We start from the raw sequence: 18908 nt of genomic DNA, 5'->3' as shown, positions 1-18908 counted from the left end.
TTGAGTTCGGTCAGCACCTGCAGCCAGAATTTGGCGCCTTCACCGCCGTCACCGGCCCAGAGCCCGAGGATGTCGCGTTCGCCGGCGGTGGTGACGCCGATGACCACATAGATCGGGCGGTTGGCCACCTGACCGTCCCGGATCTTCACGTGGATGGCATCGATGAACAGCACCGGATAGACGCGATCGAGCGGCCGATTGCACCAATCCACCATCTCCGCGACCACCTTATCGGTGATCGTCGAGATCGTGTCCTTCGACACCGAGGTGCCGTAGATCTCGGCGAAATGCGCCGAAATCTCGCCTGTGGTCGCGCCTTTCGCGGTCAACGACAACACGATCTCGTCCACCCCCGACAGCCGCCGCTGCCGTTTCTTCACGATCTTGGGTTCGAACGAGGAACTCGTGTCCCGCGGCTCGTCGATCTCGACCGGGCCGATCTCGGTGATCACCGTCTTTCCGCGAGTCCCATTGCGGGAGTTGCCCGTTCCGCGACCAGCCGGGTCGTGTTTCTCGTAGCCGACATGCTCGGTCATCTCCGCTTCCAGAGCAGCTTCCAGAACGGTCTTGGTCAGCTGGTTCAACAACCCGCCCGGCCCGACCAGGTCGATGCCCTGCTCTTTGGCTTGGGCCAGAAGCTGTTCGGCCAGTTTCTTGGTGTCCACCGCGTCGTTGGTCACGGCGGCCAGTGTCTCCGACATTCGTCGGTCCTTCCTGCCGAACCATCAGGTTCGGCCAATCGGACCGAGATCAGGATCCTCCGTTATCCCGACACTCCCCTCCGACGCGGCTGCTGCTCTCGTTGGCGTCGGGAGAGCTGGGCAATTAGGGTCGCAGGATCACATGGGGAGGGATGGGCGGAGCTATGAGTTATATGCGGAATGACGGCGTTGCGGGTGAGGGCGGGGCGGGTCACCGGGGGGTTGTTGATCGCGGCGGCGGTGTTGGTGTTCACGGTGTTGTGGGTGCCTGTGGCGAGCGTTCAGTTCGGTGGCCGGTCGTGGGAAACGTCTGTGTGGGAAGGGAGTGGGGGATCCAAGCTTGCCGACTGGTTCTCCGCTGTGCCGTATTTGCTCATTGCGCTGGTAGCGGGGGTGGCGGGGGTGATGCTCGCGGTGGGGATGGGTGCTCGGCGCGGGGTTCTGTTCTGGGTCGCGGCATTCGCAGGTGGGATGGTGCTGTCGATCTCGTCGGGGGACGTGATGGCGTATGCGCAGGGGTTCAAGGAGAACATTTCGCCGGCGGCGGGATTCTGGGTGCTCGTGCTGGCGATGCTGGTTGCGATCGCGGGTCTGGTGAGTGGGCTGCGGGATGCGGTGGTTTCGAAAAGCGGTGCGCCGCAGGAGACCAACGGGGCAGTCGGTGGGGCGGGCGGACCGGGTGACCGGTGTGTTCTTGCTTGTCGCGGCCGTTGTCAAGCTGGCGGGGTCGTTCAAGCCGGCGATCAGCGACAGCTCATACTTCAGGACCATCTGGCGCACGAACTCGGACGGATCGGCACCGCTGCTGCTGGTGCATTTCGTACTCATTCTGATCGTCGCGGTCGTGGTGGCGATTGCCCTGATCTCGGGTGCGGGTGTCCGGAATCCGGCAATGCGCCCGGCAGGCGCGGCCGCCGCCGCGCTCATTCTCACGGGCGAAATCACGGGGCTGATTTCCACCTTCGCCATCATGGGGCTCAACTTCTGGGAATACCTGGGCATCGGTTTCGTAATGATGGTGCTGGCGCTGTCGCTGTCCTTCGCCGCGGCCGCTGCGGGGCTGGTGGCGCAGTCGGCGCGACCACGCGCGGCGGCCCAACCTCGGGCGAGCTATGCACCGATGAACGCCGCGCCCAACCCGTTCGCGCCGGCGCCCACTCCCTTCGCGCCCGCTCCGGCACCCAATCCCTTCGCACCCGCTCCGGCGGCGAATCCCTTTGCGCCCGCTTCCGCGGCGAATCCCTTCACATCCGTTCCGCCGGCGAATCCGTTCGCGTCCGCTCCCCCGGCGAATCCCTTCGCGCCCGCGCAACCCGCGCCTGCGGTGGAGGCGACCGTCAAGATCGAGCCGGCACCGGCTGCCGTGCGGCCGCCTCGGATGGCCTGTGTCTATGACGGCAAAGATGCCGACGGGCGGCCCGTCGTGGATCGGCCTGTGGTGGAGGGGAATACGCGGACGGCGGTGCTGGCGTATCTGGAGTCGGCGCCGATCGTGTTGGCGGCGCGGAGTTTCGAGCAGGATGAGTTCACGCCCGGGGATCGGATGTGCCGTTGAACTTCCGGACCGATGGGGTGTGGGTGTGGGCGGGGGCGGTGCCGCACTATCTGCACAAGCATGGACTGGCGCCGGAGCCGGAATTGGTCCGGCACATCGCGGATCGCGGGTTTCGGGTCGGTGAGATCGGCGACGCGGCTCAGCAGGCGGCTATTCAAGTGATCACCGGAAGCTGATTGGGTAACGAGGAACAGTGTGAGTCAAGACAATTCGACTGCCGAGTCGCCGGATGTCGGTTTCCGGATGGCTGCGGCTATCGCCACGCCCGAGCCGGGCAGCACGGCGGACCAAGTGGCCGATCAGGTAGCCGACGAACTTCTTGCGCTGATCCCGGACGGGTTCGATCGGTTGGAAGCGGCCATCGCGATGACCGTCACGGACGAGGCCGCGCAGGTTATCGTGTCGGACGGGCAGCGCGTCGCGCAGGTGCCACTGTCGAGGCGTGCGGTCGAATTGCTGCGGGAGGCTCGACAGCTGGCGGCGACGTCGGCCGAAGGGCCCTGGTGGCGGTTTCTCGCCGCTGTCACCACGACCGGTCCGGCACGGATCGAATACGACTACGGCGCTGAGCCTTTCCCCGAGCAGCAACTGTTCCCACCCCAGGCGTACCTCGCCGACCTGCTGGAGTATCCGCGCGAGCGGCTGCCGATCTGGCTGGCGGCGTACATCGGACATGGTGATCGGCAGGCGCGGACTCCGAGTGCCGCCTTCGCGGTGGCGCAGGCCGACGCCACGGCGGTTCCGGCCGGAGAGGGACTTCCGCCGCTCCCAGTCCTGTGGGCGCGGTGGGCACTGATCTCCGCGGCGTTCGTGGCAGTGAAATCTCCGCTCGGACCGCGAGTTACGAGCGCCCTCGGCTGGTTCGAGGGCCGAACTCGCAGCGGTTCGACGCTGCATCGGCTGCCGCACGGGCGGGCGGTGCTGTCCGGTGGGCTATGGAACGCACCTGAGCTGGATGCCGTGTACAACGGCGGCGCGGCGATGCCGCAGTTCTATCGGGGAGCTCCGGATTGGGTCGCGGATCCGGTGTTGAGCCCCAGGGCGGCAAACGGTTTGATGTCGTTCTGCTACTGGTGGGATGGAAACGCGTGGTATCGCGGTGAGTCCCCGGACGCGAACGGTGTGCAGGACGCGCTCCCCGGCGTATGGAATGACGATGCCGTCTACGACGTGCTGACACAGGTATTCGACGGCAATGCGTCGTCCTGGCTCACGGCGCTGATAGCCGCAGCTGATACCGGCACTGTGACCCGCACACTGCTGTCCCGCGCGCTGGTGGGCCCCGACATCGATCTCGACAGCGCCTATTTTCAACTGATCTTGGCAGGTGTCGCCGAGTAGTCGCGTATATGATCGCAACCTGATGGTCAGATGAACATTGGGGGTTCGACGTGAGCAAGGTAGAGGTCGAGATCGCCGGAATGCGTTCCGTAGCAGGTGGACTCGATGACGTGAACACCAAGGTCACCGACATTCTCAACGCGATCACCGCGGCCGCGGACGCTCATGAAGGCGTCTGGGGTCATGACGAATTCGGCGACCAGTTCGCCGAGGGCGAGAGCGGATACGACGCGCGCAAGCCCGGTCTGCTGGCCGCACTCGGGTCGAAGACGACGCTGCTGGCGCAGTACTCGAAGGGCTTGCGCGACGGCGCGACCAAGCTCGAAAACATGGATGAGGCCAACAAGAACGGCTTCTGATCGATGACGAACGAGGTCGCGAAAGCGCAGCTGGCCGATCTGGCCGAGATGGTGCAGGGCAGTTTCGCCGCCGTCGCACGGGCACAGCGGGACCGAGCCCGGCTGACAGCGAGCGCGCGTGCCGGTGGGCGACGGGTCACGGTCACCGTCAATGCCGACGGTGCCGTGATCAAGACCGAATTCTCCGATGACATCGACGAACTGACCTATTCCGAGATCGCCGCCGCCGTCACCGCGGCCGCGCAGGAAGCCGCCGTCCAGGTAAGGGAGAAGTCGCAGGAGATCCTGGCGGCATTGCAGGCCGAGAAGGCGAAGATGCCGACACTGTCCGAGGTCTTCCCGCTCATGCCCGATATCCAGGCCATGATGCCCACTCCCCCTGAGGTTTCGATGGCGCCGCCGAATGCCGCCGAACGCCGGGAACCCGACGCCGACGCCGGGCCGCGATTCGAGAATGTCGAGGAGTTCGAGCACGATCCCAAGGCCCGAGCGCATTCGGATGCCGCGACACCCGGCTGGTGATCGACACCGGGCGAATGATCGGCCGGCGCCCGCCGATGCGATGATGTGGCTCGACCGCGCGGAAGATCCCGAAAGGCAGGCCAATGCTCTGGTTGAAAGAGTCGCCATCCTTCTTCCGGTTCCGCAACGGCACCATTCGCCTCGAGGAGCCCGAGCACGGCATCGTGGTCGGGCAGCGTTTGAACATCCGGACCGGCGCCTTCGAACCGGCGTCGGCGGAGGATATCGACGCGGTCCTGAAACCTGGTGCGGATCTGGACTTCTCGGAGCTGACCGAAGAGCGGTTCATCCGCGCGACCGAAGAAGCGCGCAGCACGTATCTCCGCGGCGACGGCCCGATATTCGATATGTACCGCCAGGCGACAGATATATTCGAGCGTGCCGAGCGGGAACGGCGGCGACTCGCCTCCGAGGAGCGGGACCGGATCGCCGACCTCTACCGCACGACTTTCCGGACGTGGGAAGAGGAATTCGCGCGGCGAACCGCGGGCGAGGCTCCGACCTTCCACTACACCTGGGTGGGCGACGCCCGGTAGTCTCGCGAGAATTGGACCGGCAGAAGCACTCTGGGTAGGGTGAATCGAAGAATCTTCCAATCCGGTTGGGAGCCCGGACCTTACGATCAGCCGCGAAGTGGAGGCCGATGATTGTCCGGATGGACCTGGGTTGGAGACCACCTACCGAACTGGCTGATGGCGGCCCTCAACTTCGGAATGGCTTATCCGAAGGGCGATCAGGACGCACTCTTCGATCTGGGTGACGCCTGGAAGAAGGCCGCGGCCGACCTCGAAAAGCTCGAACCGGACCTGAAGGCCGTCACCGGCAAACTGCCCCAGTTCTACGACAGCGACGGCGCGGTGAAAGTCAGCGCCGAGCTCGCGACGCTGTTCGACGGCAAGGACTATTCCATCCAGAAGCTGGTCGAATGCTTGAATCAGCTCGGCCACGATACGCGCGCCACCGCAACGGAAATCGAGTACGCCAAGATCCAGTCGGAGATCTTCGCGCTCCTCACGCTGTACACCGTGCTCCAGCTGAGCGTGACCCTGTTCGGCGAGGCACTTGTTCCGGAAGTGCTGTTCACCGCGCGACAGACCTTGCGCATCTTCGCCGAGAAGGTGATGGAGCGGATCGGTCTGCTCCGAGCCCGGGCCGCCCTGGAAACCCTCGCCCAGCCGCTGCTTCGCGAGATCGCCGTGCCGCTGGGCGAAAAACTCGCCGCCCAGGCGGCGACGAAGCCACTGCTCGAAACCGCCCTGAAGTACGGCGGAAAATCCCTCACCGCGGGCCTCGGCGCCGGCGCCATGGGAGCCGGGCTCGATGCCGGTACGCAGTTCATCCAGATCCTGGAGGGCCACCGCGACGACGGCTTCAACCTGAAGCAGACCTTCCAGACCAGTCTCCAGTGGGGAGTGGGCGGCGCTGTCGGTGCGCCGTTCCACGCGAAAGTGGGCGACCTGCTGAGGGATACACGGCTCCCGTCGAAGCTGGGCGGAGCCATCGCCGGCGGTGTCGGCGGTGGAATGGGCGCCGTCGGCATGTACGGAACCGGACTCGGGATCCAGCTCTACGACAACGGCGGCGACTGGAGCAAGGTCGACAAGACGTTCCACACCGAGCTGCTGATCGGCGGCCTGGCCATGGGCGTCGGCGGCGGCGCGAACCATGGGCTGGAGAACGGGCACGGCGCTCCCGGCGACAGCGCGGTCACGGCCAGGAGCGGTCCCGACGGTAGTGCCCCGCATACCCCGGAACCGGAGGTCAGGACGGCGGGCGAGCAGCCCGAACACAGCGTCCAGCCCGAACACGACGCGCCGCACGATGTTCACCCCGCCGCGGCGACCGATCAGCCGGTCAACCATGAACCGGCGGACGGCACGACCCGAGAGCGGGACGCGCCCAGCTCGGAGGCCCCGCGCCACGATCTCGGGACCAATGTCTCGTCCTCGGGTGATGGAGGACCGCGGCAAGGCGACGCGGGCACGAAGCTCAGCGACGCGGGCACCAAGCCTGGCGATACGGGCACGAAGCTCGGCGACACAGGCACCAAGCTCAGTGATGCGGGCCCGAAACTCGGAGACCCGGGTACCAAGCTCGGCGATGCAGGCCCGAAACTCGGGGACACGGGCACGAAACTCGGCGATGCGGGCCCGAAACTCGGCGAATCGTCTCCCAAGGTGTCCGAACCGGCCGCACCACGTGCCGGTACCCCCGCAGCACCGGCAGGTGAAGGACCGCGCGCCACAACAGCTCCGACCGAACATCGCGGCAATCTGGTCTCGGGCACCCAGGACCGAGCCGCGCCGGTGGGCCGCACCCCCGAAGCCCGGCCGGTGGAAGCCACCTCCGATACCCAAACACGGGCTACGCCAACGGAATCCACCACAAAGCCGGAGCAGTCCCCGGCGAAGCCGACCGACCGCTCCGACCCCACGAGCAAGTCGCCCGAAACGGACCGATCGCGGAGAGATCCCGAAGGGCCCCGGCCCGAGGATTCGACACCGAATCACGCCGAGCAGACGCCGAAAGAGCCTCAGGCCCAGCAGGAACCGCGCGACAAGCCGGCGGCGGAGGGTCAGCGCGAGAACGAACACCGCGACAGCGAACGCCCCGACAGCGGCGACGCGGCGCCGGAGACGCCCGCACCCGCTCTCGTCGTGACAACGATGCCGGGTGAGCCGGGGAGCCACGAGGCCAGGACGCATTCCCCCGATGCGCGCGACAATTCGAGGGCCCGCGCCCACGAGAACTCGAAACCCACCGACGCGCAGGACTCGCACGCACCGGCGGACGCATCGAAACCTGATCCAGCAGAAGGTGATTGGTCGCCACGCCCCGAGGACGAGTGGTCGCACCGGGACAGCACCCAGGTCGCGGACGAACTCGCGAAGCGGTGGAACCTCGAAGTGTCGGGCTTCGACCACCCGCTGCTGGACCCCGAGGTAGCGCGCGAGTTCGCCCGCGCCATCGATGACATGCTGACCCGCTACCCGGACGTGGATCTGCGCAAGGTGTCGATCGACTCGATCGGCGACCCCGGCACCTACGCCGCGACGTACGAAGGGCACAGCCCGTCGGGCCGCATGTACACCGACGAGGTGGTCCTGGACCGGGACTACGCGCTCGATCCCGAACGGATGGCCCGCGAGATCGCGGAGGACGAGGCGGACGGTCATCTGGTCCCCGGATCCGCCGACCGTCCGATCCACTCCACCCTGGTGCACGAGTTCGGCCATGTGCTCGCCATCGAGTCCCAGGAACACGCCGAGCTGACCGCGCACAAGGCGCTGGCGGACCATTTCGAGGCCACCCGCGGCGGGATGGACAAGGACGCGTTCCACGAGTGGCTGGACCAGCTCAGCGGCTACAGCTTCGACGAGAACGGCAGATTCGACGGCCCCGAGGCGGTGGCCGAGGCGTTCACCGACGTCCAGTATCACGGTGAAGGCGCCACCGAGCCCGCCCGAGTCCTGTACCACCACCTCCTCGACAGCGCCCGCGACCACGGGAGCACGCCGGACGGCTTCAAACATCGTCCCGACGACGCGGTCCAGGATCCGCGTCTACGAAAAGGACAGTCCCCCAGTCCATCCGAGCCGAACGGCGAGCGCGACGGCCCCGCCGCCGCACCCGACTCACCCGAGGCCGGTGGGCCCTCCGCGCCCGATGTCGAGAGCTATCTGGAGCAGCCTCGCGTCTCGGCGGCGTTGGACCGCGCGGACGAACTCGGCATCACCACCTCGATCGACGGTGTCGACACACCGGTCAGCGCCGTCATCCGGGATCTGCTGCCCCAGCATCCCGAGCTGGCCGAAATGCTCCGCAGCAACGAGCACCTCGAACGCTCGCTGCTGGAACGCCCGAAGACGCTGGCGTCACTACTCACCCACCCCGATGGTCTGCCCGTTCTGCACGATGCCGTCAAGGCGGTCGTGGAGCGCGGACCGGAATCGGCGCTGGCGGAACCGGTCCACATCGAACCGACCCCGCTGACCCCGGCGGAACGGGCGATGTCGCACGAGATCCGGGACGCGATCGCCGACGTGCCCGAATCGAGCCGCAGGCAGCCCGAATTCGACTACAGCCGAATCGAGGACCCGGAGTACCAGGGCGAGTTCCTGCGGAAGCAGTACGACATCTGGCGGGCTTCGCAGGACGCGCTCAATGACGTCGTGCGGGACATCGCGCGGGAGACCGAGGGCACGCCCGGGTGGCGCGACGCCCCGAAGGACGAGACCCGGGCCTGGGACAAGATCAAGGGATACGACGGCGACGTCTCCCGTTTGACCGACCTGGTCGGCGCGAAGATCGTCTTCGACCACGTCTCCGACGCCTACCGCGCGCTCGAGATGATCGAGAACGATCCCAGAGTGCGGATCGTCGAATTCGAGGACCGCTTCGACCGCCCCACCCCCTCCGGCTACCGCGACCTGCAGATGAAAGTCCAGCTGGAGAACGGCCACATCGCCGAACTGCGCCTGCATCTGAGCCACATCGACGCGGTCGCCAAGTATGAGCACGCGCTCTACGAGGTGCAACGCGACTTCAAGGCGCTGGCCAAGGACGAGAACCGGGCCATGCACCCGGAGGAAGCGGCGCTCAGCACCGAACTCAAACGCACTGTGAGCGGCCGATTCTGGGAGGCGACGCAGCAGGGGCTCCCGGAGGAGCACGCGCCGACGAGACCGGAACCCCCGGAAAGACGCGGCAGGGCCCGCAGCGGGATCCCTGACGAACCTCGAGACCCCGGGTCGACGCACTCCGACTCGAACCGGTCCGAACAGCCGATCGGTGAACAGGCGCGAGACAGCGGCGAGCTGACACCGGAACTGCGCGACGGCTTCGACAACCTGCGCAGCCTGGCAACGGAAATCGATCGCGCCGCAGCCGATCCCGCCCGAGCCGACGATTTGACGAACCTTCGTGAGCGATTCGCGGAACAATTCGACGGTCTCGGTCTGCGCGACTCGGAGAACAGCGGTGCCACGTGGCAGCTGTTCGACCAACACGACCAGGCGCTGTCCACCTACCTCGCGGAATACTCGGGTGACTTCCTGCCTCTCGCTGAGGAAGCCGCTCCCGGCCACGAGCAGCTGAAGGGTCGATTCGAGCAGGTCCGCACGCACATCAATGACATCTTCGCGGCCACCAACGATCCCGCCCGAGCTCATGAATTACCCGAGCTACGTGCGAAATTCGGTGAACTCGTCGACGGTATCGGCCTGCGCGACCAGGACAAGTGGGGCCCGGCGTGGCAGTCGTTCACCGAGCACGACGCGGCTCTCGCCAAGTACGTGGAGCAGAACCACGAGCATCTGCTGCCCCGTCCCGAGGATGTCAGCCCGCCCGCGCCCGATCCGATCAAGCCGCTCCCGGGATACCAGGGGAACTTCCACCGGGACGCCCGGGACATCGCGAGCGCGCTCCAGAACGCGGGGCGTCCCGACCTGGCGCAGAAGTTCACGGACCTGGTGAACCGCGAAGTCGACGGCGGCAACGTGGGAGGGCTCGAGGATTGGATGGGAGAGACCACCCCGCGGGCCCGAGTCGGCGATATGGACCAGGTTCTCGACAAGGCCGCCGAGCTCACCGAACTCGACCGCTTGTCGTTCGAGGTCCGAAACGACCCGGAGCTGAGCGTCCGGTTCAATCCCGGCGTATCCGGTGACAGGTCGTTCGACATCCTCGTCGAGCGCACCACCAGCGATGGGTCGACGACGGTCGAACGACGTGTCGAGATCGAACGGATGAAACACCTGCCCGAGCAGGCGACGAGCCTGCACGGCGCCGCATTGCACGGCGCGGACAAAGCCGTAGCGCCGGCGCCGGACCGGATACCGTCCGCCGAGACCACAGTGGTCATGCCCGAGACTCCACCGCAAGGGCGCGTCCAGCCGCTGGGCGGCGGCAACGAACGGCGGTTCGGCGCGAACGGATGGGACTATGAAATCGTCGACCCGAACGGCAATGTCCGCAAGACGGGGAACCTCCTCGACGAGCTGGCCCGGGGTTTCACCGTCAACAAGAAACTGCACCCGAACCTGGCGAACCTCGATGCCGTTCGCTTCGTGGACGAGAATGGCAACCTGCTCGGACAGATCGTCCGAGAGGGTGATGTATGGAGAAAGGTCCAGTGATCGGATTCAGCGAGTATCGGCCGCACGGTGAGAGTTTGACCTTCACCCGCGGCTTTCCCGCGGACGTCGGGAGCTCCGAGGTGCTGTTCGCGGATGCGCTGCGAGTGCGCGACCATCTGGCGAATGTCGTGCGCCCCACGGGCTTCGATCTGTGGTTCACCTGCGCGATCGAAGACACCTTCATCAATGTGGACGACCCGCAGCCCTCCGACCAGTACTGGGAAGTCCTGCGGGCGGATACGACGGCTCTCCAGGGAGACGGCCCGCAACCGGCTGTCGTCACACGGTTTCCGGTCCTCACCGATGCGGAGTTGATCGGCACCTACCGGCGGGCGCTGGATACGATCACTTGCCCGCCAGGGTATTTCGTGATGTTCGAGAGCATCGCCCCGCTGGGTGCGACTACCCGCTTCGCACGGACCGGCGAATCGCCGAGCTCGGAAGTCCTCCCGGTCACCTTGTGGGACGACACCCTGAACCTCCCGGTCACCACCGAGGCGGACGGAACCACATGGCTCGGCCCGCTCCCCGACGCCGCCCCCTACCTGCCACCGGTCACCTTCAGGATCTGGTTCGACAGCATCCTGGTCCTCACACTCGATGTGAACTGGGGGCGGTGGCTCGAAGCGGGGACCGCGGAGCACGCGCTGCTCCAGGCGGCACTGGACGCACTGCTCGCCGACGACTGGCAGTTGACCTCCGGCGAGCCCCGGCACTTCAAACTCTGAGATTCCGGAACGCGAGCCGGGCACAGCGCGGGTATCGGGCAGCTCGATACGATGGCCCCGACGCCGAAGCAGAAGGAGACGGACGTGCGGCATGGCCGTCCCAGCCAGGAACAACTGAAGCTGAACTTCGACAGCATGCTGGCCCGCGCGCTGGCGGGACAGGGGCTGCGCAGCTCGACCGGGCTCGACGAGGAGACCCGGACCGCACTCCGAGCTGTCGCCCGCGCCCATCCGAATGCCACCGATGATCTCGTGGAGGCCGCGCGCCAAGCCTTCGCCGGCCAACTGGACGGCAGCAATGCCGCCCGCTGGCATGCGCAGACGGACCAGATGCTGAGCGAGATGGAGTCTCGCTCACGCGAATCGGAGTGATCCCGCGGCGTTCACCGCGATCCGGTCAGAGGTTCGTGAAGTCGGTCGAGTTGTCGGTCTCGACCTTGCCGAAGGTGGCGGCCTGCTGCCGCACGACGGCGGCCAGCTTGCGCAATTCGTCGATGCCGCCGCCACTCTGGTCCACGAAGGACGCGCCGACGGCGCTGAGGGTCTCGGCGGCCGACAGCGACACCTTGTCCGAGCCCGCGGCGGGCACGGCCAGGGCCTGAGCGTCCGCGCCGAGCGCGGCCTCCAGGCGATCGGCCACGGCTTCCAGGTCGGCGGCGGCGGCCAGCACCGTGTCCGCGTCGAAACGCACACCGCCCAAGTTGAATTCGCTCATCGTCCCTCCCTTTCGCCGCGAATCCTACCGTGTCGCACCGACGGACACCGAGCCGGTTTCCGCGGTGTCGATCACCGGTCCGCGCGGTGGATCACTGTGCCGGGCGCGGGCCGTTGGTGCCGACCGCGCCGATCACCGGCACGCCCGTGTAGCCCAGCTCGCCCACGACCTCGTCGCCGTGTTCACCGGTGACCAGGTTGGTGCGCACATCCTCGTCGGCGTCGCCGGCCAGTCCGGCGCCGGCACCCGCCGCGCCCATCGGCGGCGGCACCATGCCACCGCCCATACCGGCGCCGCCGACCCCGGGCACCGGGGCGGGGACAGCGACCGACGGGGTGGTGGTCGCGCTCATGGTCCGGGGGCTGGTCTGGCCGAGCGGGGCCGCGCCCGCGCCGCCGCCCAGGCCGCCGATCGGCATGAGCCCGCCACCGCCACCGAGTCCACCCGGACCCGGCTGCGTGGTCTTCGGCTCGGTCTCCGGCGTCGGCTGCACGGTCGAGGGCTGACTGATCGACTGCAACTGCTGCAAGGTCTGCGCGCCCTGGCCCGCGACGCTGCTCAACGGCGCGATCGCGCTCAACAGCTGGGTGACCTGCGAGAGCGAGTCCACGCCCTTCGGCGCGTCGGTGACCTTCACCTTGTGCCCGGCCGTGGTCATGTTCGCGCTGTGCACCGTCATCTCGGTGCGGGTCTTGGCCACCACCGCGGTGGCCTCGGCGGCGGTCTCACTGGCCAGTGACAGCAGGAACGCCTGGCCCGGCGGAGTGGCGATGAACGGGGCGGCCAGGGTGACGCCCGTGACGAACTTGGTGATGATGGCCGACATCATCGCGCTGCCCACCGCCACCGAGCCCGCGGCGCCGGCCATGACGGTCTTCTGGTGCCCGTTCTGGGTTTCCAGTTCCAGGGCGTTGGTCTGAGCGGCCGCGCCCTTCTCGGCGGCGCCCGCCGCGCCCGAACCCTCCCAGGAATTCGAATTGGCCAGCGACATCACCGATTGCGCGATCGACATCACCTGCTGCAAGGCCGAGGAGACACCCGAGAGCATCTGCGACGCGTCCAGGCCCTGCCCCAATTGGCCCGTGCCGAACGTGGAGGCCAGATCGGTGAGCGGCTTGGTGAGCGCGGTCAGATCCAGGGTCGGCAGCGGCGGCATGTCCGGCATCGGGGGCAGCGCCGGAATCTGCGGCAGCGCGGGCAATCCCAGCGTCGACAGCACCTCGGCGACCGGCGAGTCCAACAGCGGCGCGAAAGCGGTGTCGCGCAGGGCATCCGCCACCGACTGCCCGCTCGCCACCGTGGGAGCGGCCTGCGCGGCTCCCGTCGAACCCTGGTCGAAGGGCGTGCTCACAGGTCCCGCGATAGCGACAGGAAGTCGACGCCCGCGGCGCCGTCGACGGCCTCGTAGGACGCCGCGGCCTCGTGCGCGGTGACCGCCGTCCCGGCGTGCACGGCCGCCAGCTCCGCCACCGACGACAGGTGATTGCCCTGCGCGCCCGCGTAACTCAGCAGGAAGTCCTGGCCGATGAGGCCGAAAACCGGCACCAGTGCGGCGACCGTGGCGACCTGGTCGACCGCGGCGGCGCTCGCCACCGCGGTGGCCATGGCGGCCGAAGCATCGCCGTATGCGCGAATCGCGTCCGGAGTGGCAACGAGATGGCTCATGAGACCCCCATCAGGAAGATCATTTCGGTTCGAACTATACAGAGCGGTGAATCGCCCGGCATAACGAAGAGTTCACTAATTGACCAACAGCCCGGTGAACACAGGGTATTCCCCAGGTGATCGAGGGCGCGGCGGATCGACTTGCCGCACTGTATATTTCACATGCCTATTCACACGTGCTCAGATCGGGCGGAGCCAGCTGTCGGGCTCGGTCTCGTAATCCTGCTCCTCGACGTACTCCTGTCTGGTCACATCGTCGGTGGTCGGCAAGCCGGTCAGCGCCAACAGCTCCGGAGACAGCCCCGCCGCCCGCAGCTGGGCGCGCCGCTCGACACCGGCGCGGGCCGCGGACTGCTTGCACAGGCGCAGAATCTCCGACGCCAGCAGCTCCGGATCCTGGCGCAAGCGGTCCCGTTCCACCGAAATCGCCCGGGGCAGGCCCTGTTCGGTGGTAGTGACCACGATCGCACCGGTCCGTGAGGACAGCGTGAACTCGCTCGGGAATACCTCGGCGGTCATCGGTTCGTCTCCCATTCGTCGGCGACCGCCAGGACCACTTCGGCGATCCGGACGTTCACTTCGGTGACCACGCGGCGGTGATCGGCGGCCATTGCCACGGGTGGATGGTCGGCGGTGATCAGATAGCGGCCGTCCTCGGCGAGATCACGCCATTGCAGGTGATGCCGGGTGATGCCGCGCGGGCCGAAACGCGAACGGCCCTGCACCACATCGATGGTGCCGAGGGTGGAGGCGGCGACAGCCAGGAAGTCGGCGGCGCGGTCCACCACCCCGCCCTCCAGGGTCTCGTGCGCCGGAGACAGGCCGAAACCGTAGTCGGTGTCGACCACGTCCTCGGCCTCGGCGAGCACCAGGTCACCGCCGCGGCCCGCCGGAACCTCCGGCAGCAGGCCCACGACCTGCTCGGCGAGATCACTCGCCCAGAATTCGGTGACTGTGAATCCCGCTGCGCGGCCGATGGTTTCGCCGGGTTCCTGCACGACCAGGTATCCGGCGTCGCCGGACCGCACCCCGAACGCGCGGAGGCTCGACTCGGGCGCGCGCCAATCCACGCCGTCCCAGCCGCGCAGCTCCACCCGGACGTCGGGGGTGTGCAGCGCGCGCAGCACCTCGTCGAATTCCGGGTCGTGGCGCGCACGCAGGCTGTCGCGGGCATGAATCTTGCTGTCCTGGAACGCGCTCCACAAAGGAGCGCGGCTGGTGAAGAACAGCGGCTCGGGCAGGTGCTCCTCGCCGAGCGCCTCCCACAGCACCAGGAACTCCAGATCGGTGAAGGACCAGGACCGCACCGTCAGCCCTCGACCACCGGCTTGGCCACCACCGGCGCGGTGCCCATCGCCTCGTCCAGATACTCACTGGAATCCAGGAATTCGGGGCGTTTGTGCTCCTTGCCGCCCTGACCCTGACCGCCGGCACCGTGACCCATCGGGCCCATACCGCCACCGCCGCCCATACCGCCCATTCCGGTCGAGCCCGCCGCGACACCCGCGCGGGCCACGCCCATCGAGGCCGCTTCCGCGGTCTCCGCCAGCGCGGCGCGCGGGAACAGGCGCGAGGTCTCGAGCATCGGCTTCGGCGCGCTGCCACCACCGCCGCCACCGCCTCCGCCGCCACCCAGGCCCTTCTTCAGGTCCTCGAGGTTGGGCATGCCCGCCAGCGGGGAGTCCTTCAGCTTGTCCTTCAGTTCCTGCTGCTGCTTCTTCTGCTGCTCGGTCGTCTGCAGGCTCGTGAGGCCCTGCATGCCCTGTTGCAGCGCGCTCGACAGCTGCGACATGCCCTGGCTGAACTGGCCGGAGTTCGAGTTCGGGTTGGTTCCGGACGGATTCCCTTGCGGATTGGTGCCGTTGGGGTTGGTGCCGTTCGGGTTGGTCCCGTTGGGGTTGGTGCCGTTGGGATTCGTGCCGTTCGGGTTGGTCCCGTTGGGGTTCGTCCCGTTCGGATTGATTCCGTTGGGGTTCGTGCCGTTGGGGTCGACGCCGTTCGGGTTGATCTTGTTGTTCGGCATGCTGCCGAGATTCGGCATACTGCCGCCACCGGAACGGTTCTGCGCGCCACCGCCGCCATTGTTGTTGTTCTGGCCGCCACCCGCATCCGAACGTCGATTGGGCGGGTTCAGGTTGGGCTTCGCGACCGTCGCGTCCGACAACTTCGGGACCGCCTGGCTCGCACCGATCAAACCCGGCACGTACCAGTGCTGGAAGGCCAGCTGGGCGGCCTTGATGATGTTCTGCATGCGCTGGTAGTGGTCGTAGTCGAAGTCGTTCGGCTTGTTGCGCGGCATCATCATCTTGGTGCTGTCCAGCCAACCTGACACATAGGTCAGGTTCGATGCCATCGCACGCAGGTCGCCGGTGAGCTCGCTCGCCTGATCCTTGAAGGCATTGGCGGCGTCGACAGCGCCCTGGGCGCCCGCACCGGTCCACGCCTTGTCGGTCACCATCTTGGCCAGTTGCTTGTTCAGCTCACCGAAGCTCGTGTCGACCTTTTTCGCGACCTTCAGCCAGGTGGCTCCGAAATCGGCCACCAGTTGCGGGTTCATACCGGCCCCGGCCTCGTAGAACCAGTCCAGATCATTGTGCGAGAACGGGTTCTCCGGATCGATCGCGGTGTAGTGCCCGCTCTCGTGGGCGATGTTGTACAGGGCCTGATCGACCTTCTTGTCCTGGTCGAGACGCGGGGCGGAGTTCCCGGGCAGACTGGGAATCTCGCCGCGCTGCATGGCGGGCTTGGCCGGGTCGGTGTCCGCGGTGTCGGCATCGTGCTTGAGCCGTTTGAATATGGCCGCCGTGTCTTCCTCGTGGGCGTCATAGGTCTTGTCGGCCTGAATCATGGTGTCGGCCATGGCATTCACGAGCTCGATGTAGTGATCCAGGATCGCGCCGAGTCTGCCGCCCTGGTCATTGAAACGGGTCTTCAGCATCACGACCTGTTCCAGGTGATTGTTGTCGCTGAAACCCTTGTGCTGGGTGAGAAGCTCCTGGTAGTTCTTGGCGAAAATCAGCGCATTCGCCGCGATCGCCGCCAATTTCGCACCTTCGAGCGCCACATCGTGACCCAGCTGGAGGGTGTGGGCCTGAGCCTGCGGAACGAGCCCCAGCCAATGGTTGTTCGTGTTCTTGCCGTCATCACTGCCCACGTCTCACTCCCAACTCGCGCGACACCCCGACGATAAGGCCCGACACCATCGATACTCCACTCGTCGGCCGCGATCCCGCTACGAATGCCGTTGGCGGAAACGCTGTTCGAAACCGGACAGATAGACCGACGCCGGAGTGCTGGAGGTCGCCGCTTCCAGGACACCGTCATCGGCGACATAGAAGAGCGCGCGATCCAGCACGACCTCCTCCGGCTCCACCGGAACGTACACCAACCAGCCGACCGTAAGCCGTTCCGCGCGTAGGCGATCCGGCGGGAAAGCGGCGGGGTCGATGCCCTCCGTGGTGAGGTGGTGGCGCACGATCTCCAACGCCTCGGACTGCGGAATCGGTTCCGGGCCCAGGCGTGCCACACCCGCCAGCGCCAGCTGGTAGTGCACGGCGTCCAGATCGGCGGCGTCGCCGAAGACCTCGTACAGCTGGGCGTGGGTGACGTCACGACGCTGCGCGGCATCCACGAAACTCGTGACGGCCGAACGCAATTCCTCCGAGGGGTGCTCGGTGAGCAGGTCGCAGATCACGTCGGCGACGGTGCCGGCGGTCCAGATGCCGGGCACCGCGACCGCGACATCGGCGCCCGACGGGGACTCGCCGCGGTACCAGCGGCCGCGCTCCCACCAGTAACAGAAGCTCAGCAGGCCGCCTGACGCGCGGGTGTTCAGCACCGGGTTCGCCACCCATTCGGGGGCGCCCGCGTACAGGCGGGGCAGCGGGGTCTTGCCGTTGTAGGCGACATCGAGTTCCGGGGCGTTCCAGACGCCGCCGGACAGCACCGCGCGGCCGCCGGGCAGTTCGTAGAGGGAGGAACCGGAGCGGCGGGCACCCTCGAACCAGCCGAAGGACGGCAGGACCCGCGGGCCCCACTCCGAGCCGACCGCCACGAACGCGGCGGCGATGGCCGACCAGCGCGCCCACAGCAGGGGGAACGGCGGGAAGTCGTCCTCGGAAACCACCGGGAGATAACCGGATTCGCGATCCGTGCGGGCCTGCTCGGCCGCCTGACGCGGGGAACGGGACTGGCGGTTGCCGTGGCCGACATAGGCGGCCAGCCAGGTGGGGAGGGACTCGCGCGGGGTGGACTCGAGGTCGGCCAGGTATTCCTGCGGAGAGAACAGCTGGTCGTCCGGGAACGGGTCGTCGCCGTAGTCGTGGTCGACGCTCAGCGCGCCCTCGGAAGTGAGGTCCAGTTCCAGGCGCCACCACGGGTCGCCGAGTTCGGCGGAGAGTCGGCGGTGGGAGACCACCAGGGTCATGATCGTGTCGGTCGCGGGGACCAGGGCCTGGCGTTGATCGTCGTCGGAGTACAGGATGCGGGAGCGCTGGCCGGACGCGGCCAGCGCGAAGGCGGCGCGGACCCGGGTCCAGCCCTCGGGGGCCAGCTCCTGGAGTTCGGCGGCTATGCGGTGGGCGAGGCGGCGGGCGCGCTCGGGGACGTCGAGTTCCTCGGCGGCCATGCTGAAGCCGACGTCGGGGCTGGGTTCCTCTGGGGCGGCTGGGGTTTCGTTCGCGTCCTGAGCCGGGTCCTCACCGAGAACCGCGGATAGCGGGTGGATCTGCGGGCCGTCGTAATCGGCGGCCTGGTCGACGCCGAAATCGGCTGCGGCCGAGGCGGAATCGGTGGCGGGGTTGGCAGTTTCGGGCTGCTGATCGGAATTCGGAGTGCCGGAACGGTTTTCACTGAACTCGCGGGATACGGTCACGCGGAATCGTCGCTAACTGTCCGAGGTCCGCTTGCGCTCGGCGAACCGGCGCTCCAGGTCCGCGCGCCAGCGGGCGGCATTGCTGCCGTCGAGCTGACCCGCGAAGGACTCGCGGGCGGCGGTCACCAGGTCCTCCGACACGTTCGGGTACGCCTTCGCGATCGCCCACAGGGCGTCCTCGGTCGGCGAATCCAGACCGGACGCGGTCCGGACGCCACGCCCCTCCCGCACATCGGCCAGGATCGTGTCGAAATTCCGCCGCAGCTGCTCTTCGCTCGGGCGCTCACCGCGCACGTCGAACCTCCTCATCCG

At 67.3% G+C, this 18908-nt stretch carries 18 protein-coding genes; 9 read left to right on the top strand and 9 right to left on the bottom strand.

Going from position 1 to position 18908, the window contains the following annotated elements:
• Positions 1 to 701 (bottom strand): IS256 family transposase (locus ABZ412_RS26950; RefSeq protein WP_357285231.1); only part of this gene is annotated, 701 nt, incomplete at its 3' end.
• A gap of 679 nt (positions 702 to 1380) precedes the next feature.
• Here ABZ412_RS26950 and ABZ412_RS26945 point away from each other — a divergent pair.
• The 9 genes from ABZ412_RS26945 to ABZ412_RS26905 all read left to right on the top strand — a co-directional run bounded on the left by ABZ412_RS26945 (position 1381) and on the right by ABZ412_RS26905 (position 11715).
• Positions 1381 to 2256 carry a hypothetical protein gene (locus ABZ412_RS26945; RefSeq protein ID WP_357285228.1) on the top strand — a complete coding sequence of 292 codons (876 nt, stop codon included), beginning with the start codon at positions 1381 to 1383 and terminating at the stop codon, positions 2254 to 2256.
• A complete protein-coding gene (locus ABZ412_RS26940; protein WP_357285225.1) occupies positions 2247 to 2432 on the top strand; it encodes a hypothetical protein in 186 nt (61 codons plus the stop codon). The genes ABZ412_RS26945 and ABZ412_RS26940 overlap by 10 nt, the downstream gene beginning before the upstream one ends.
• A gap of 67 nt (positions 2433 to 2499) precedes the next feature.
• On the top strand, positions 2500 to 3597 hold the full coding sequence (locus ABZ412_RS26935) for a hypothetical protein (RefSeq protein WP_357285223.1): 1098 nt from the start codon (positions 2500 to 2502) through the stop codon (positions 3595 to 3597).
• Between the two features lie 50 nt (positions 3598 to 3647).
• Positions 3648 to 3956: a hypothetical protein gene (locus tag ABZ412_RS26930; protein WP_357285220.1), complete on the top strand. Its 309-nt coding sequence runs from the start codon at positions 3648 to 3650 to the stop codon at positions 3954 to 3956.
• 3 nt (positions 3957 to 3959) lie between these two features.
• On the top strand, positions 3960 to 4478 hold the full coding sequence (locus tag ABZ412_RS26925; protein WP_357285218.1) for a YbaB/EbfC family nucleoid-associated protein: 519 nt from the start codon (positions 3960 to 3962) through the stop codon (positions 4476 to 4478).
• An 83-nt stretch (positions 4479 to 4561) separates the two neighbouring features.
• Complete coding sequence (locus tag ABZ412_RS26920) at positions 4562 to 5014, top strand: hypothetical protein (RefSeq protein ID WP_357285215.1); 453 nt, start codon at positions 4562 to 4564, stop codon at positions 5012 to 5014.
• A gap of 156 nt (positions 5015 to 5170) precedes the next feature.
• Positions 5171 to 10615, top strand: coding sequence for a hypothetical protein (locus tag ABZ412_RS26915; RefSeq protein WP_357285213.1), 5445 nt, complete (start codon positions 5171 to 5173; stop codon positions 10613 to 10615).
• On the top strand, positions 10597 to 11343 hold the full coding sequence (locus tag ABZ412_RS26910; RefSeq protein ID WP_357285210.1) for a hypothetical protein: 747 nt from the start codon (positions 10597 to 10599) through the stop codon (positions 11341 to 11343). Before ABZ412_RS26915 ends, ABZ412_RS26910 begins: the two co-directional genes overlap by 19 nt.
• Positions 11344 to 11427: 84 nt before the next feature.
• Positions 11428 to 11715 (top strand): hypothetical protein, encoded by a 288-nt coding sequence (locus tag ABZ412_RS26905; RefSeq protein WP_357285207.1) that lies wholly within the window; start codon positions 11428 to 11430, stop codon positions 11713 to 11715.
• A 25-nt stretch (positions 11716 to 11740) separates the two neighbouring features.
• Here the strand turns inward: ABZ412_RS26905 and ABZ412_RS26900 are convergent, their stop codons facing one another.
• The 8 genes from ABZ412_RS26900 to ABZ412_RS26865 all read right to left on the bottom strand — a co-directional run bounded on the left by ABZ412_RS26900 (position 11741) and on the right by ABZ412_RS26865 (position 18890).
• Positions 11741 to 12058: a PE family protein gene (locus ABZ412_RS26900; protein ID WP_357285204.1), complete on the bottom strand. Its 318-nt coding sequence runs from the start codon at positions 12056 to 12058 to the stop codon at positions 11741 to 11743.
• 91 nt (positions 12059 to 12149) lie between these two features.
• Positions 12150 to 13409 (bottom strand): hypothetical protein, encoded by a 1260-nt coding sequence (locus tag ABZ412_RS26895; protein WP_357285203.1) that lies wholly within the window; start codon positions 13407 to 13409, stop codon positions 12150 to 12152.
• Positions 13406 to 13723, bottom strand: a complete 318-nt coding sequence (locus ABZ412_RS26890) for a type VII secretion target (protein ID WP_357089064.1) — start codon at positions 13721 to 13723, stop codon at positions 13406 to 13408. Before ABZ412_RS26890 ends, ABZ412_RS26895 begins: the two co-directional genes overlap by 4 nt.
• Before the next feature lie 180 nt (positions 13724 to 13903).
• Positions 13904 to 14242, bottom strand: coding sequence for a hypothetical protein (locus ABZ412_RS26885; RefSeq protein ID WP_357285200.1), 339 nt, complete (start codon positions 14240 to 14242; stop codon positions 13904 to 13906).
• The gene (locus ABZ412_RS26880) at positions 14239 to 15030 is read right to left on the bottom strand and encodes an ESX secretion-associated protein EspG (protein WP_357285198.1); all 792 of its coding nucleotides are present in this window, start codon (positions 15028 to 15030) and stop codon (positions 14239 to 14241) included. The genes ABZ412_RS26885 and ABZ412_RS26880 overlap by 4 nt, the downstream gene beginning before the upstream one ends.
• Positions 15031 to 15032: 2 nt before the next feature.
• A complete protein-coding gene (locus ABZ412_RS26875) occupies positions 15033 to 16877 on the bottom strand; it encodes a hypothetical protein (RefSeq protein WP_357285195.1) in 1845 nt (614 codons plus the stop codon).
• A 78-nt stretch (positions 16878 to 16955) separates the two neighbouring features.
• Positions 16956 to 18596, bottom strand: coding sequence for a hypothetical protein (locus ABZ412_RS26870; RefSeq protein WP_357285192.1), 1641 nt, complete (start codon positions 18594 to 18596; stop codon positions 16956 to 16958).
• Between the two features lie 12 nt (positions 18597 to 18608).
• Positions 18609 to 18890, bottom strand: coding sequence for a hypothetical protein (locus ABZ412_RS26865; protein WP_357285189.1), 282 nt, complete (start codon positions 18888 to 18890; stop codon positions 18609 to 18611).
• Between the last annotated feature and the right edge of the window lie 18 nt (positions 18891 to 18908).

Origin of the sequence: Nocardia sp. NPDC005746 (genome assembly GCF_040630785.1) — a bacterium.
In the GTDB taxonomy this organism is placed as follows: Bacteria; Actinomycetota; Actinomycetes; order Mycobacteriales; family Mycobacteriaceae; genus Nocardia.
Note: the sequence above shows the minus strand (reverse complement) of the source record. Positions and strands in the feature narration are given on the sequence as shown.

Excerpts from the sequence above, each read along its gene's own strand:
- ABZ412_RS26935 (WP_357285223.1), top strand. The coding sequence starts at position 2,500 with ATGGCTGCGGCTATCGCCACGCCCGAGCCGGGCAGCACGGCGGACCAA.
- ABZ412_RS26925 (WP_357285218.1), top strand. The coding sequence starts at position 3,960 with ATGACGAACGAGGTCGCGAAAGCGCAGCTGGCCGATCTGGCCGAGATG.
- ABZ412_RS26920 (WP_357285215.1), top strand. The coding sequence starts at position 4,562 with ATGCTCTGGTTGAAAGAGTCGCCATCCTTCTTCCGGTTCCGCAACGGC.
- ABZ412_RS26915 (WP_357285213.1), top strand. The coding sequence starts at position 5,171 with ATGGCGGCCCTCAACTTCGGAATGGCTTATCCGAAGGGCGATCAGGAC.
- ABZ412_RS26910 (WP_357285210.1), top strand. The coding sequence starts at position 10,597 with ATGGAGAAAGGTCCAGTGATCGGATTCAGCGAGTATCGGCCGCACGGT.
- ABZ412_RS26900 (WP_357285204.1), bottom strand. The coding sequence starts at position 12,058 with ATGAGCGAATTCAACTTGGGCGGTGTGCGTTTCGACGCGGACACGGTG.
- ABZ412_RS26890 (WP_357089064.1), bottom strand. The coding sequence starts at position 13,723 with ATGAGCCATCTCGTTGCCACTCCGGACGCGATTCGCGCATACGGCGAT.
- ABZ412_RS26885 (WP_357285200.1), bottom strand. The coding sequence starts at position 14,242 with ATGACCGCCGAGGTATTCCCGAGCGAGTTCACGCTGTCCTCACGGACC.